This window comes from Streptomyces sp. NPDC006296, assembly GCF_040613235.1.
Taxonomy (GTDB): domain Bacteria; phylum Actinomycetota; class Actinomycetes; order Streptomycetales; family Streptomycetaceae; genus Streptomyces.
Window position 1 is genome coordinate 46,704 of record NZ_JBEXRT010000005.1, and the last position, 13,503, is coordinate 60,206.

The 13,503-nt window shown below is 71.4% G+C and carries 13 protein-coding genes; 9 read left to right on the top strand and 4 right to left on the bottom strand.

Going from position 1 to position 13,503, the window contains the following annotated elements; genetic code table 11:
* Positions 1 to 157: 157 nt before the first annotated feature.
* Entirely contained in the window at positions 158 to 1,678 is a 1,521-nt protein-coding gene (locus ABZ172_RS05160; protein ID WP_356880366.1) for an MFS transporter, read from the top strand.
* Positions 1,679 to 1,902: 224 nt separating this feature from the next.
* Here the strand turns inward: ABZ172_RS05160 and ABZ172_RS05165 are convergent, their stop codons facing one another.
* Positions 1,903 to 2,415 (bottom strand): MarR family transcriptional regulator, encoded by a 513-nt coding sequence (locus ABZ172_RS05165; protein ID WP_356880368.1) that lies wholly within the window; start codon positions 2,413 to 2,415, stop codon positions 1,903 to 1,905.
* Between the two features lie 183 nt (positions 2,416 to 2,598).
* Here ABZ172_RS05165 and ABZ172_RS05170 point away from each other — a divergent pair, with 183 nt between their 5' ends.
* Together ABZ172_RS05170 and ABZ172_RS05175 are read left to right on the top strand one after the other, a co-directional pair.
* Positions 2,599 to 3,381, top strand: a complete 783-nt coding sequence (locus ABZ172_RS05170) for a class III extradiol ring-cleavage dioxygenase (RefSeq protein ID WP_356880370.1) — start codon at positions 2,599 to 2,601, stop codon at positions 3,379 to 3,381.
* A 455-nt stretch (positions 3,382 to 3,836) separates the two neighbouring features.
* Entirely contained in the window at positions 3,837 to 4,838 is a 1,002-nt protein-coding gene (locus ABZ172_RS05175; protein ID WP_356880372.1) for a sigma-70 family RNA polymerase sigma factor, read from the top strand.
* 395 nt (positions 4,839 to 5,233) lie between these two features.
* Here ABZ172_RS05175 and ABZ172_RS05180 read toward each other — a convergent pair whose 3' ends face one another.
* The gene (locus ABZ172_RS05180; protein WP_356880374.1) at positions 5,234 to 5,980 is read right to left on the bottom strand and encodes a DUF6227 family protein; all 747 of its coding nucleotides are present in this window, start codon (positions 5,978 to 5,980) and stop codon (positions 5,234 to 5,236) included.
* A gap of 554 nt (positions 5,981 to 6,534) precedes the next feature.
* On the opposite strand from ABZ172_RS05180, the gene ABZ172_RS05185 reads away from it, so the two are divergent.
* Genes ABZ172_RS05185 through ABZ172_RS05210 form a run of 6 tightly spaced genes read left to right on the top strand, consistent with a single transcriptional unit; the run spans position 6,535 to position 12,007 of the window.
* Entirely contained in the window at positions 6,535 to 7,707 is a 1,173-nt protein-coding gene (locus ABZ172_RS05185; protein WP_356880376.1) for an MFS transporter, read from the top strand.
* A complete protein-coding gene (locus tag ABZ172_RS05190) occupies positions 7,704 to 10,028 on the top strand; it encodes a molybdopterin oxidoreductase family protein (protein ID WP_356880378.1) in 2,325 nt (774 codons plus the stop codon). Before ABZ172_RS05185 ends, ABZ172_RS05190 begins: the two co-directional genes overlap by 4 nt.
* A gap of 7 nt (positions 10,029 to 10,035) precedes the next feature.
* Positions 10,036 to 10,638 carry a 4Fe-4S dicluster domain-containing protein gene (locus ABZ172_RS05195; protein ID WP_356880380.1) on the top strand — a complete coding sequence of 201 codons (603 nt, stop codon included), beginning with the start codon at positions 10,036 to 10,038 and terminating at the stop codon, positions 10,636 to 10,638.
* Positions 10,635 to 11,363, top strand: coding sequence for a Rieske (2Fe-2S) protein (locus tag ABZ172_RS05200; protein ID WP_356880382.1), 729 nt, complete (start codon positions 10,635 to 10,637; stop codon positions 11,361 to 11,363). Before ABZ172_RS05195 ends, ABZ172_RS05200 begins: the two co-directional genes overlap by 4 nt.
* The gene (locus ABZ172_RS05205; RefSeq protein WP_356880384.1) at positions 11,360 to 11,764 is read left to right on the top strand and encodes a DUF6755 family protein; all 405 of its coding nucleotides are present in this window, start codon (positions 11,360 to 11,362) and stop codon (positions 11,762 to 11,764) included. The genes ABZ172_RS05200 and ABZ172_RS05205 overlap by 4 nt, the downstream gene beginning before the upstream one ends.
* Positions 11,765 to 11,785: 21 nt before the next feature.
* A complete protein-coding gene (locus ABZ172_RS05210; protein ID WP_356880386.1) occupies positions 11,786 to 12,007 on the top strand; it encodes a hypothetical protein in 222 nt (73 codons plus the stop codon).
* 300 nt (positions 12,008 to 12,307) lie between these two features.
* On the opposite strand, the gene ABZ172_RS05215 is transcribed toward ABZ172_RS05210, so the two are convergent.
* Complete coding sequence (locus tag ABZ172_RS05215; RefSeq protein ID WP_356880388.1) at positions 12,308 to 12,769, bottom strand: MscL family protein; 462 nt, start codon at positions 12,767 to 12,769, stop codon at positions 12,308 to 12,310.
* Positions 12,770 to 12,888: 119 nt separating this feature from the next.
* On the bottom strand, positions 12,889 to 13,482 hold the full coding sequence (locus tag ABZ172_RS05220) for an RcpC/CpaB family pilus assembly protein (RefSeq protein WP_356880390.1): 594 nt from the start codon (positions 13,480 to 13,482) through the stop codon (positions 12,889 to 12,891).
* Positions 13,483 to 13,503: the final 21 nt, after the last annotated feature.

Here is a 13,503-nt window from a genome sequence, read left to right on the forward strand (position 1 = left end):
GCCCCCAGCGGCCCACACCAGCCCGTGAATCCGGCCCGGCCCTGACGTAGAGGGCCCGGCGGCCGGTTCAGCTCACCCTCTTCGGCCCGGTACGCGGTCCCTGCGCGGGCCCGTCCGCCGCATCCGTACCCTCTCGTGTCCTTAGGTGGCTATTCCCATGTCGAAAACAGCCGGCACCCTTCCGGATCCCAGTCGCTGGAAAGCGCTGGCGTTCATCGCCCTCGCCCAGCTGATGGTCGTGCTCGACGCGACCATCGTGAACATCGCCCTGCCGTCCGCCCAGGGCGACCTGGGCATCTCCGACGGCAACAAGCAGTGGGTGATCACCGCGTACGCGCTCGCGTTCGGCGGGCTCCTGCTCTTCGGCGGGCGCATCGCCGACCTCTGGGGCCGTAAGCGGACCTTCCTGGTCGGCCTGATCGGCTTCGCCCTCGCCTCCGCGCTCGGCGGCGCCGCCACCGGCCAGGCCATGATGTTCGGTTCGCGCGCGCTGCAGGGTGTCTTCGGCGCCCTGCTCGCACCGGCCGCGCTCTCGCTGCTCGCGGTGATGTTCACCGACGCCAAGGAGCGTGCCAAGGCCTTCGGTATCTACGGGGCCATCGCCGGTGGCGGTGGCGCGGTCGGCCTGATCCTGGGCGGCTTCCTCACCGAGTACCTGAACTGGCGCTGGACGTTCTTCGTCAACATCCCGTTCGCCGTGATCGCCGCCGCGGGCGCGTACCTCGTCATCCGGGAGCCGGCCGGCGGCCGCAACCGCTCGCCGCTCGACATCCCCGGTGTGGTCCTGTCCACGCTCGGCCTGGTCTCCCTGGTGTACGGCTTCACCCGCGCCGAGTCGGCCGGCTGGTCGGACTCGCTGACCATCGGCATGTTCGTCGCCGCCGGTCTGCTGCTGATGGCCTTCGTCGTCACCGAGTCCCGCGTGAAGTCCCCGCTGCTGCCGCTGCGTGTCCTGACCGACCGCAACCGCGGAGGCGTCTACCTCTCGCTGGGCCTCGCCATCATCGCGATGTTCGGGCTCTTCCTCTTCCTCACCTACTACCTGCAGGTGGTCAAGGGGTACACCCCGGTCAAGACCGGCTTCGCCTTCCTGCCGATGATCGCGGGCATGATCACCGGTTCCACCCAGATCGGCGCACGGCTGATGACCCGGGTCCCGCCGCGCCTGCTGATGGGTCCCGGCTTCCTCGTGGCGGCCGTCGGCATGCTCCTGCTGACCCAGCTGGACCTCGACACCTCCTACGCGGCGGTCATCCTGCCGGGCCAGCTGCTGCTCGGCCTGGGCATGGGTACCGCGTTCATGCCGGCCATGTCGCTGGCCACCCACGGCATCGAGCCGCGTGACGCCGGTGTGGCCTCCGCGATGGTGAACACCTCGCAGCAGGTCGGCGGCGCCATCGGTACCGCGCTGCTCAACACCATCGCCGCCGGTGCCACCACCGCGTACATAGCCGACCACGCGGCCGGCGCGACCGACCCGAGGCTGCTCCAGCTCCAGGCCATGGTCACCGGCTTCGCCTCCGCGATCTGGTGGGCGGTCGGCATCCTGGTGATCGCCTCGGCGATCGCGGTGACGCTGATCAACACCGGTCGCCCGGGCACCGGTTCGGCGGCCGGCTCGGGGCAGGCAGGGGACGGGGCTGAGGAAGAGTTCAAGATCCCGGTCGTCGCGCACTGACCTCGCCCACCGACGCCGCGCACGGAGCGGTGTGCCGGGCCGGGTGACCGGCCCGGCACCGGCCCCCGGGGTGACGCTCGGGCTCTGAGGCCCCGGATCTTTCACCTCGGGCGGCCGGCGGGCGGGTGGCTCCTTGCCGGATGCCCCTCGCCGGGTCGCTTGTCGTCAGGCGATCCCCCGGGCCCGGCCCGCCGTGTCCGCCCGCCCTTCTGCCCTGGTTCCGCTCAGCGGAGCCAGGGCAGATCCGCGTCCGTGCCCTCCGGCTGCAGGCCGGTGGCGATGAGCTGCATGATCTCGCCGAGGCTCTGCACCTGCTGCGGGCTGAGCCGGTCGAACATCGCCTGGCGTACCGCGTCGACGTGTCCCGGTGCGGACCGCGCCAGCATCGCGTAGCCCTCGTCGGTGAGGACCGCGTTCTGGCCGCGTTTGTCGGAGGGGCAGTCCTCGCGGCGCACCCAGCCGTTCTTCTCCAGCCGGGCGACGGCGTGCGAGAGGCGGGAGCGGGTGATCTTGGCGTCCTTGGCCAGCTCGGTCATGCGCTTCCGCCGCCGAGGTGCCTGGGAGAGGTTCACCAGCAGCCCGTAGTAGATGTGCGGCATGCCGGCGTCGCGCTGCAACTGGCGGTCGAGGTGGTCCTCCATGAGCGTGGTGGCGTGGAGGTACGCGCGCCACACGCCCTGCTCTTCGTCGGTGAGCCACCGGGGCTCGCCGGGTGATGCCGTGGTCATGTACTTCACTGTACGACCTTTTCTTGAAAGTTGAACTAGATGGAGCTAAGGTCTCTGATGGTTAGAACTTGAAGATTCAAAGATTCGGTCCCGAAGAGCCGATCCACCGAATCCCGGGTGTGTGCGCAGGGGTGCGTTCCCGGTAGCTGTGCACACCACACATACCTTGATCGGCAGAGGAATGGGAGTGCCATGACAGTCGCTGCGGAACGTATGCCCGCCCTCTACCTCTCCCACGGCGCCCCGCCGCTCGCCGACGACCCGGTGTGGCCCGGAGAGCTGGCCGCCTGGTCGGCGGGGCTTCCCCGTCCGAACGCGATCCTCATGGTCTCCGCGCACTGGGAGGAGGCCCCGCTCGCCCTCGGCGCCACCGAGACCGTGCCGCTGGTCTACGACTTCTGGGGCTTCCCCGAGCACTACTACCAGGTGGAGTACGCCGCTCCGGGGGCCCCGAAGCTCGCGGACGACGTGCGCAAGCTGCTGCGCGGCACGGGAACCCCGGTCCAGGACATCCCCGACCGCGGCCTCGACCACGGCGCGTACGTGCCGCTGGTCGAGATGTTCCCCGGTGCCGACATCCCCGTCCTCCAGATCTCGATGCCGACGCTCGACCCGCAGAAGCTGATGGACATCGGGCGCAAGCTCGCCCCGCTGCGCGACGAGGGCGTGCTGATCGTCGGCAGCGGCTTCTTCACGCACAACCTGGCGGCGCTGCGGCACGCGGGCGGCGGCACCCCCGGCTGGTCCGCGGAGTTCGACGACTGGGGGCACCGGGCGCTCCAGGCGCAGGACGTCGACTCCCTGCTGGACTTCGAGCACGCCTCCCCGGCCGGCCGGCTGGCCCACCCGCGCACGGAGCACTTCGCCCCGCTGTTCGTCACGCTCGGCGCGGCCGAGTCCGAGCTCGACCAGGGGCGCAGCGTCATCGACGGCTTCTGGATGGGCCTGGCCAAGCGCTCGGTGCAGTTCGGCTGAGCAGTCAGCGGTCTCCCGTACCGGGGGACCGGGGTGCCGTACGGGCCGGCCGGGTTCTGCCGGTGACGAGGTCGGTGACATGCGTCGCGCCGTCCCGGGTACCAGGCTCCCGAGCAACCGGAAGCCGGTGGGGGCCGTCTTCAGGGTGGGGGTGCGGCGTCCGGGGGCGGTCGTCGCCTCGGGGTCGATGCGGCCGTGTCGCGTGTGAGCGCGGTCTCACGGACTGAGCGGCCGCAGAGGTCCGCGAAGGCTTCCGGAACTGCCTGCACCGCGTGTCTGACCTGCGGTTCTGTGGGTATGTGCACCATCTGTCCCTCGGTGGGAGGAGATAGGGTACTGCATGATCTCGAAAATGAATGGTCCCCCTGGGAATTCTGTCCGGATTCCAGTCGTTGTTTCCATCGGATGCAGGGCACCCGGGAGGGTGTCGCGACCTACTCAGTAAGGGAGCTCGCATGGCAACCCGTGCCGTCGCCCGTCGTTCGTCCGCCAGCACCGGCGGGACCGACCGGGCAAGCAGTGTTCGCGCCGTGGGCGGGGAGATCGCCGATCGCGACCTGGTCGGCATGTACCTCGACGAGATCGCCCGGACACCCCTGCTCGACGCCGCGAAGGAGGTCGAGCTCTCCCAGACGATCGAGGCGGGCGTCTACGCCCAGCAGATACTCGACGGAGTGGTGGAGAGCGACGCCTCCGGAGCGACGCGGGAGGAGCTCGAGGCGCTGGTCGCCGAGAGCGAGCGCGCCAAGGACGTGTTCATCCGTTCCAATCTCCGGCTCGTCGTCGCCGTGGCCAGGCGCTACCCGAGGGCAGGTCTGCCCCTGCTCGACCTGATCCAGGAGGGCAACGCGGGCCTGGTGCGCGCGGTCGAGAAGTTCGACTACGCCAAGGGCTTCAAGTTCTCGACGTACGCCACCTGGTGGATCCGTCAGGCCATCACCCGCTCCATCGCCGACCAGTCCCGCACGATCCGGCTCCCCGTCCACCTCGTGGAGGAGCTCGGCAGGATCCGGCGGGTGCAGCGTGAGTTCAACCGCGAGCACGGGCGCGACCCGGAGCACGCGGAGATCGCCGCCGAGCTGGACTCCAACGCGGAGCGCGTGGGCAACGTCCTGGACTGGGCCCGCGACCCGGTCAGCCTGAACATGTCCGTGGACGACGACGGCGACACCCAGTTCGGTGACCTCCTGGAGGACACCTCCGCCGTCTCGCCCGAGCAGTCCGTGATGACGCTGCTGCGCAGCGAGGAGCTCGAGGACCTGATCGGCAAGCTCGACCACCGCACCGCCTCCATCATCAAGATGCGGTACGGGATCGAGGACGGCCGCGAGCGGACCCTCACCGAGGTGGGCAAGCAGCACGGCCTGACGCGGGAGCGGATCCGGCAGATAGAGAAGCACGCGCTGCTCGAATTGAAGCGAATGGCTCACGACACGGGCTTTGACGCTGCGGCGTGAGCGATTAACCCGTAATCTCCCCATCAAGCCGGTTCGCACCGGCCCGACGACCGGTCTCCTTCCGGTCCCCTGAGCTGAGTCCCGGCGCCCACCCCCCCCCCCGGCGCCGGGGCTCATTCATGTGCGGCCCGGGGAGCACGGGCCCTCCGGAGCCGCCCCCGGGTGCACGGACCGCCCGGTCGCTCCGGTACGCGCACCTCGGTCCGCGCCGGCGCACGGTCCGGCCCTCGGGCTCCGGGCCGCTCCGGTGCGCGAACCCCCGGGACGCCCGGCTGGGTCGGTCTGCGGCGGCCGGGCGCGGTCATCGGTGCGCGAACCCCGCGCCGCCTGGCGTGGTCACCGGTGTGCGAGCCCCGGGCCGTCCCGCCGGGCCGGCCTGCGGCGGTCGGACGCGGTCAGCAGATCCCGGTGCGGTTCTCCATGGCGTTGCGCGCGCTCTGCTCGTCGTCGTAGACCTCGCACATGTGGCGGCCGTCGGGTGTCGCCGTGTGCTCGACCTCCCACAGGCTCGTCTCGGTGCCGTCCAGGAGGAGGAAGGCGTGCTCGTAGAGCGTGAAGCCGGCGTCCCGTCCGTCGACGCGGTACTGGCGGCCGAAGACCTGGGTGATGTGGTGGGCGAAGGCCGCCCGCAGCCGTCCGGCCGTCGCCGCGCCCGGACGGTCGCCGTTCTCCGCGCGGCGCAGGACCCGGCGGGCGTGGTCCGCCGAGTTGTCCGGGGCGTACGTCCGGGGGAGGGGGACCGGGGGGACGCTCATGAGCAGGGTGAGCGCCTCCAGGTCCTCCCGCGCGCTGTCGTCGCCGAGGGCGGGGGTGTCCCAGAAACTGCCGGCGAGGCGGGAGGCGGCGATCTGGGCCTCGTCCTCGTCGTCGTACAGCTCGTGACGGCGCGGCGAGGGGACGTCCCTGCCGCCTCCGTGCACCAGCTCCCACAGGGTGAGCGTGGTGCCGTCCGAGAGGAGGTAGCTGTGCCGGTAGGTTTCGCGGTGCAGCACGGCGCTGTGGTGGGACGAGTGCAGGGCGCTGCTGTGCGCCAGGGCCGTCCCGAGCCGGTCGACCGTGGTGTCGGAGAGGTCGAAGGAGTTGAGAGCGCATCGCAGGAGTCGCTCGAGGTGCTGCTCGGTTGTCTCGTACGGATCGCTCAAGGTGCTGTCTCCAGGCCGTTGCCGCATGTGACTTGATGCGTGCATAACGTAGTCCCTGGGTCTGACATCGTGACCGGGGTTCGCGAAAAACGTATGGCGCAGGCCGAAGGTTCCCGGCCCTCCGCGCGCCGCCCTCCCGGCCCTCTCCGCACCGCCCTCCCCGCTCTCCGGGCGCCGCCGCGACGGCACGCCTCTCCTGCGGCGCTGTGCGGCCCTCCCCGGCTCTCCGGCCCCTGGCATGCGAAGAGATCCCCGGCCCCTCGCCCGCGGTGCCGCGTGACAGCCTGCCCCGTCCTGGCCCGCGTGGTGTCCTGCGGCGCCCCCTGCCCCGTGTTCCGGGCCTCGGGAAGCGGCCGGGCCGGTCGGCGGAGCAAGGGGGAGGAGGGGGCGTGCCCACCGGAGTGCCGGCGGATCCGCGCGCCCCTGAATGCGCGGGTGGACGGCGGGGAGCCGCGAGGGCGAGGCTCGCTGCGGGGCGGGCCACATGGAGGACGCGGCCACACCATAGAGGCATATAACGGGACCAAACGCCTATTCGGTCCTACGGTAGCCGGGTGACCGAGCCACCAGAACCGTCCGCCCCGGCCGAGCAGTCCGAGCCCGGTGCCCGCACCGGCACGTCAGGCGGCCAGGACGACGGCCACGGTGGCCCGCCGGCCGCCCCGGGGCCCTCCGTCGCCACGCGGGCCGCCCGGCGCCTTCCCCGGTCCGTCTCCGGCCGGGCGTCCCTGGCCGGTGCCGTCGTGTCCGGTCTGCTGGTCCTCGCGATCGTGCTCGGCAGCCGCCTGCTGCACGACTTCGACTCGGCGCTGCTGCCGTACGCCGTCGCCACCGTGTTCCTCGCCTTCGGCGTGGCCTACCGCTACACGGTCTGGGTCTCCGCGCCCGGCGCCCGGCGGCTCTTCAGGAACGGCCGGCGCAGCCTGTTCTCGGCCGAGAACTTCCGCAGGGCGCCCACCGCGCTGCCGAAGATGATCGCCACCTATCTCGGTTTCCAGAAGTTCCTCGGTGCGCGCTCCCACGCGCGGTGGATCGCCCACCAGTCGATCTTCTGGGGCTGCATCCTCGCCGCGCTCATCACCTTCCCGCTGACCTGGGGCTGGTTCACCTTCACCTCCGGCAGCGGTTCGGGGCCCGGCTACGAGATGCGCATCTGGGGCGTCAAGATCCTCGGCTTCGACTCGCTCGACGCCCTCGGCTGGCTGATGTTCCACGGCCTGGACATCGCCGCCGTCCTCGTCATCCCCGGCGCGTCCTACTTCCTCTGGCGCCGGATGAGGGACCGCGGGGCCATCACCGGCCAGCGCTTCGCCTACGACATGGTGCCGCTGCTCGCCCTGATCATCATCTCGGTGACGGGCCTGCTGCTCACCTTCTCCTCGCTCTTCCTGCACGGCGGAGGCTACGAGTTCCTGGCGATCCTCCACATGGTGTCGGTGGTCTTCACCCTCATCTACATCCCGTTCGGGAAGTTCTTCCACATCGTGCAGCGCCCGGCCGCGGTCGGCATGCAGCTCTTCAAGTACACCGGCCGCCAGGACGACGAGGTCTTCCCCTGCCGCCGCTGCGGTGAGGCCATCGACACCGGTCCGTACGTCGAGAACCTGCGCGGCACCATGCAGGACCTCGCACTCGGCTTCGACGCATGGGCCGAGTACTGCCCGCGCTGCAAGCGGGTGCTGCGCGGCAACGCCTATCTCACCCAGGTCAAGAAGGGCTTCAAGTGACCGCGGACCCACGCGCTGCCGACGGCCGTACGGCCGTCCCCCTCGACCCCTCGCTCGCACCGCCCGGCACCCGCGGCTTCCGGGACGCGGGCGGCATCCCGGCCGACCGGTGGCACGCCGACCAGAACGGCGAGACGCTCGTCCCCACGCACTGCTGCTTCTGCGGCGTCCAGTGCGGGATGTACCTCCGCGTGGACCGGGGCGGCAAGGTCTTCGGGGTGGAGCCCCGCAACCACGACATCAACCGGATGCGGCTCTGCCCCAAGGGCATCAACGCCTACCAGCAGGTCAACCACCCGGACCGGCTCACCGCACCGCTCATGCGGCGTTCCCGCGACGAGGAACTGCGGGAGGTCTCCTGGGACGAGGCGCTCGACTTCACCGTCTCGGAGATCGAACGCATCCAGGAGGTGCACGGGCGGGACGCCGTCGGAGTGCTCGGCGGGGCGAGTCTCTTCTCGGAGAAGACCTATCTGGTCGGGAAGTTCGCCCGGGTCGCGCTGAAGACCCGGCACGTCGACTACAACGGCCGGCTCTGCATGGTCAGCGCCGCCGGAGCCAACAAGCTGGCCTTCAACATCGACCGGGCCGGCAACCCCTTCTCCGACATCCTGCTCACCGACTGCCTCCTGCTCGCCGGGACCAACGTCGGCGAGTGCTTCCCGGTGCTGACCCAGTACGTCTGGGGCGCCCGGGACCGGGGCGCCACCCTGATCGTCGTCGATCCGCGCGAGACGGCGGTGGCGCGCACCGCGGACATCCACGTCGCCCTCAGGTCGGGGACCGACTCGGCCTTCTTCAACTCCGTGCTGCACGTGGTCGTGGAGGAGGGCCTCACCGACGAGGCGTACCTGGCGGCCCACGCCACCGGCTGGGAGGAGGTCAAGGCCACCGTCGCCCAGTACCCCCCCGCCCGGGCCGCCGAGATCTGCGGGATCCCCGCGGAACAGGTCGTCCAGGTCGCCCGTGCCGTCGCCCGCGCGCCCAGGGCCATGGCCTTCCACGCCCGGGGCATCGAACACCACACACAGGGTGTGGAGAACTGCCTCAGCGTGATCAACCTGTGCACCGCCACCGGCCACATCGGCAAGCCGGGCGCCGGCTACGGCACCCTCACCGGGCAGGGCAACGGCCAGGGAGGCCGCGAGCACGGCCAGAAGGCCGACCTCCTCCCCGGGGGCCGCTCCATCCTGAACGAGGAGCACCGGCGGCAGATCTGCGAGGTCTGGGGCATCGAGGAGTCCGAACTCCCCGCCGCGGGCACGTCCATGATGGAGATGGTCTGGCAGATGCAGCGCCGGGAGATCCGCGGGCTGATCGGCATCTGCAACAACCCCTTCGTGTCCCTGCCCCACCACGCCGTGGTCAAGGAGGGGTACGACAGCACGGAGTTCCACGCCCAGTTCGACTTCTTCCTCTCCGAGACGGCCGCGAACGCGCACGTGGTCTTCCCCGTCACCGTCTGGGCCGAGGACGAAGGGGTGATGGCCAACTCCGAGGCCCGGGTCGTCAAGCACAACAAGGCGCAGGAACCGCCGGCCGGGGTGCGGACCGACACCTGGGTGATGTGCGAGCTCGCCCGTCGTCTGGGAGCCGGCGACAAGTTCGCGTTCGACGGCTCCCGCGACGTCTTCGACGAGCTGCGCAGGGCCTCCGCCGGCACCGTCATCGACTACTCCGGCATCACCTACGAGCGGCTGGAGGAGACCGGTGGGATCTCCTGGCCCTGCCCGTCCACCGACCACCCCGGCACCCCCCGGCTGTTCGAGGACGGCAGGACCTACCACGCGGACGGCAGGATCCACCTGCAGGTCGTCGAGTGGCATCCGCCGGCCGATCCGTACGACGACGAGCACCCGATGACGCTGACCACCGGGCGCACCGTCGCCCACTTCCTCTCCGGCAACCAGACCCGCAGGCTGGGTGCCCTCGTCGAGCAGACCCCCCGGCCCTGGGCCGAGGTCCACCCCTCGCACGGGTTCCGCAACGGCGAACCCGTCCGGGTCGTGACCCGGCGCGGCAGCGAGGTCTTCCCCGCCCTGGTGACCGAGGCGATCCGGCCCGACACGGTGTTCATCCCGTACCACTGGCCCGTCCCGACCGCGGCCAACGCACTCACCGTCGACGCCCTCGACCCGCGCTCCAAGATTCCCGAGTACAAGGTCTGCGCCTGCCGCATCGAGCACGCCGCAGCGATCGACGAGGTCCCCGCGCCGCCGGTCGCACCCGGCCACGTCGCCTATCCCGAGACCCAGGTCTCCCGCACCGACCCGCTGCCGCCCACGGCCCCGCAGGGCCGCGGCACCTCGGAAAGGAGCTGATGCCCGGATGATGGGTAGAACGATCTTCATCGACCCGGGGCGCTGCATCGGCTGCCAGGCCTGTGTCTCCGCCTGCCGGGAATGCGACTCGCACCGCGGCAAGTCGATGATCCACCTCGACTACACCGACGAGGGGTCGTCCGTCGCCTCTCTTCCCACGGTCTGCATGCACTGCGAGGACCCGGTGGCCCCCTGCGCGGAGGTCTGCCCGGCCGACGCGATCCTCGTCACCGCCGACGGTGTCGTCCAGCAGGCCGACACCACGCGCTGCATCGGCTGCGCGAACTGCGTCAACGCCTGCCCCTTCGGTGTCCCGAAGATCGACCTCCGGGCGAAGCTGCAGATGAAGTGCAACCTCTGCTACGACCGCACCGCCTACGGGCTCGCTCCCATGTGCGCCACCGTCTGCCCGACGGGCGCCCTCTTCTACGGCACCGTCGAGGAGCTCCAGGCGGAACGCCCCGGTGTGCAGGTCGCCGACACCTTCGTCTTCGGCGAGACCGAGGTCCGCACCGGCGTGGCGATGGTCGTGCCCGCGGAGCGGGTCCAATGGCCGGTACCGGGCGGACTTCCCGTCGTCGAGATCAATGGGAAGGACGTGCGCCGATGAGCGTCACCGAGCAGCAGCCCGGACCCGACCACGGGTCCGGCAACGGCTCGGGCCGCGGGTCCGGCAGCGATCCCCGCGAAGCCCTGCACGACAGGATCGCCGCCGACTCGCTGACCACCCGCCGCGACTACCTCCGGATCGTCGCCACCGTCTCCGGTGGTCTCGCCGTGGGCGGCCTGGCCGTGGCGGGCGGCATCCTGCACCGGCACGGCGACACGGAGGACGGGAAGGCGCCGTCCCCGAAGCGGATCGCCGCGCAACTGCTGCCGGGGGAGTCCCTCGCCTTCCGGTACCCCGGTGACGAGGACCGGGCGGTCGCCGTACGCCTGGACGACGGCACGCTCGCCGGCTACTCCGCGGTCTGCACCCACCTGGCCTGCGCCGTGCTCTGGCGCAAGGACCGGGGCACGGAGGGCGAGCTCTACTGCCCCTGCCACGAGGGGGTCTTCGACGCCCGCACCGGCGAGGTCACGGCGGGCCCACCGCCCCGCGGACTGCCCAAGGTGGTGCTGACCGAGCTGGAGGACGGCAGTATCTGGGCCGTGGGCACCACCCGCTCGGGAGAGAGCGTCGAGCAGGGGCTGTGCCGCCAGCTCGGCCAGGACCGCCCCGATCTCGCGGAGCGGATCGGCTGCCCCGGCACCGGGGGCGGCGCCGAGGCACCCCCCGGACCGCCCTCCTCCGGTGCCGCGGCCACCGGATCGGCCACGGCGAGGCGGTCATGACCGAGCCCCTGGACCCGGTCGAACCGCCCCGGCCCCCCGGCTCCTCCGGAACGCCCCGTCCCGGCTATCACCCCGGCAGTGCCCGCGCCGAGCTGAACCGGCCCGTCCACGAGCGCTATCCCCAGATCCGGCCCACCAGCGGGTACGCCGACCCACGGGTGCGCCACACGGGTCCGGGGCCCGGGGCGGGCTCGGAGCAGGAACCCGAACGCTCCGCGAAGCTGACGGCCCGGCTGGTGCTGGCGCTGAGTGTCGTCATCGGCCAGCTGTGGGCGCTCACGGAGGTCGTCGACGTGTGGATGGAAGGCGACACGGGGACCGCCTGGTGGGGCGCCGGATTCCTCTGCCTGTCGTTCCTCGTGGTGCTGGGGCTGTGGCGGCTGGATCCGAAGGACCGCTGAACCCGGCCGTACCCTGGAGACATGAGTACCGCCCCCGCCCCCGGACCGCGAGAGCCGAAGCCGTCGCAGCCGCAGCAGCGGCCGACCGAGGAGTCCAGGCCCAGGCCCCCGGCTCTGATCTTCGACGATCCGCTGGACAGGCAGTCCTCGGACGATACGGACCAGGGATGGGGTGAGCGGGCTCCCGGCGGCGGGTCCGACCTCACCCGCTTCCTCGACGAGAAGCCGCCCCACCACATCTGAGCGACGGGCACACCGGTCCATGACCGCTCCCGCCCGGCCTCGTCGGGCTCTGCCCTGGCGGGCCCTGTCGTGGCGGCCGGCCGGGGACGACCAGTCCGGGCCTGTGCAGGCCCGGACCCGCTGGCATCGGCCTCACCGGGCCCGGCACCGGAAGGCCGGGCACCGGAAGGTCTGGCACCGGCAGGTCCGGCCTGTGCAGGTCCGGACTCGCCATGATGGATCTCACCAGGGCCCGGCCCACCGGGGCCGGCACCGCCGTCCCGGGGCCCGTCCCGCCGGGCTGTACGGGAGCAGGACTCGCTACGCCTGGCCTCGCTGGGCGACCAGGGCGTCCCGGATCTCCTTCAGCACCTCCAGCTCGCTCACCTCCAGCGTCTCCTGCACGCCTTCCTTCGCCGCCTGGGCCGCCGCACGCTTGGCGAGGTACTTCGCCATCGGCCGCACCAGCAGGAAGTAGACGACGGCGCCGGTGATCAGGAAGCTGAGGGCGGCACTGAGCACCGAGCCCCACAGGATCTCGATGCCGTCCGTCATGCCGGTCTCCGGGTCCACCTCGCAGGGGCCGCGGAGACAGGAGGTGTACTTCTCCAGGTCCTGGGTGCCGAAGGCGCCCACCACCGGATTGATGACGCCCTTCACGATCGCGTTCACCACGTTCGTGAACGCGGCGCCGATGACGACGGCGACCGCGAGGTCGATCACATTGCCGCGCGTCAGGAAGGCTTTGAAACCCTCCAGCAGACCGGTCTTCTTCTCGCTCACACGTGAGCCTTCCTCTGTGCGTGCGGTGGGGGGAGTGAACTACCCCGCCACATAAGGCAGCAGAGGAGCACATTGTCCAATCTCGTACTTCTGACGAGTGAGTTGACGTGACACCTGTTCTATTCCGCATGGGACACCGCCACCGCGAGACGCCCCGAGACACCGGCACCGGCCAGCGCCGCCGCCGTCTCACGCTCGACGGACAGGACCACCAGCGCTCCGTCGGCGCCTCGGGCCGTGCCGCCCTCCGCCGTGCCTCCGCCCTCCGCCATGCCGTCCGCCCCGGGGAACGGGGGCTTCCCGTCGCCCGCGAGGCCCGGGATCCCGGTCACGCGGGCGTCGCGTGCCACCACTCTGGCCTCCGCGCCTCCGTCAGCCGCCGCGATCACGTCCACGCGGTCACCCGGCCGCAGCAGCCCGACCGTCGCCGCGTCGGCGATCCGCACCGGGGCGGACACCAGCCGCACCGCCTGTCGCTCGGGTCCCGGTGGCGCGCCACCGACTGCCGCGACCGCTCCCTTCTCCACGCCCGAACCGGAGATCGCGAGCACGGCCGAGGCGAGCGCGAACCCCAGGGCCAGCGCCCGGCGTTGCCCGCGCAGGGCGCGCCGGATCCGCCGGCCGGCGCCGCCCCGCACCCGGAGCGGCCCGAAGGACGGGACGCCGCACGGGGCGGGAGGCGCGGGGCGTGTGTCGGGTACCGAAGGGATCATGGCCAGCACCACCTGCCGTGA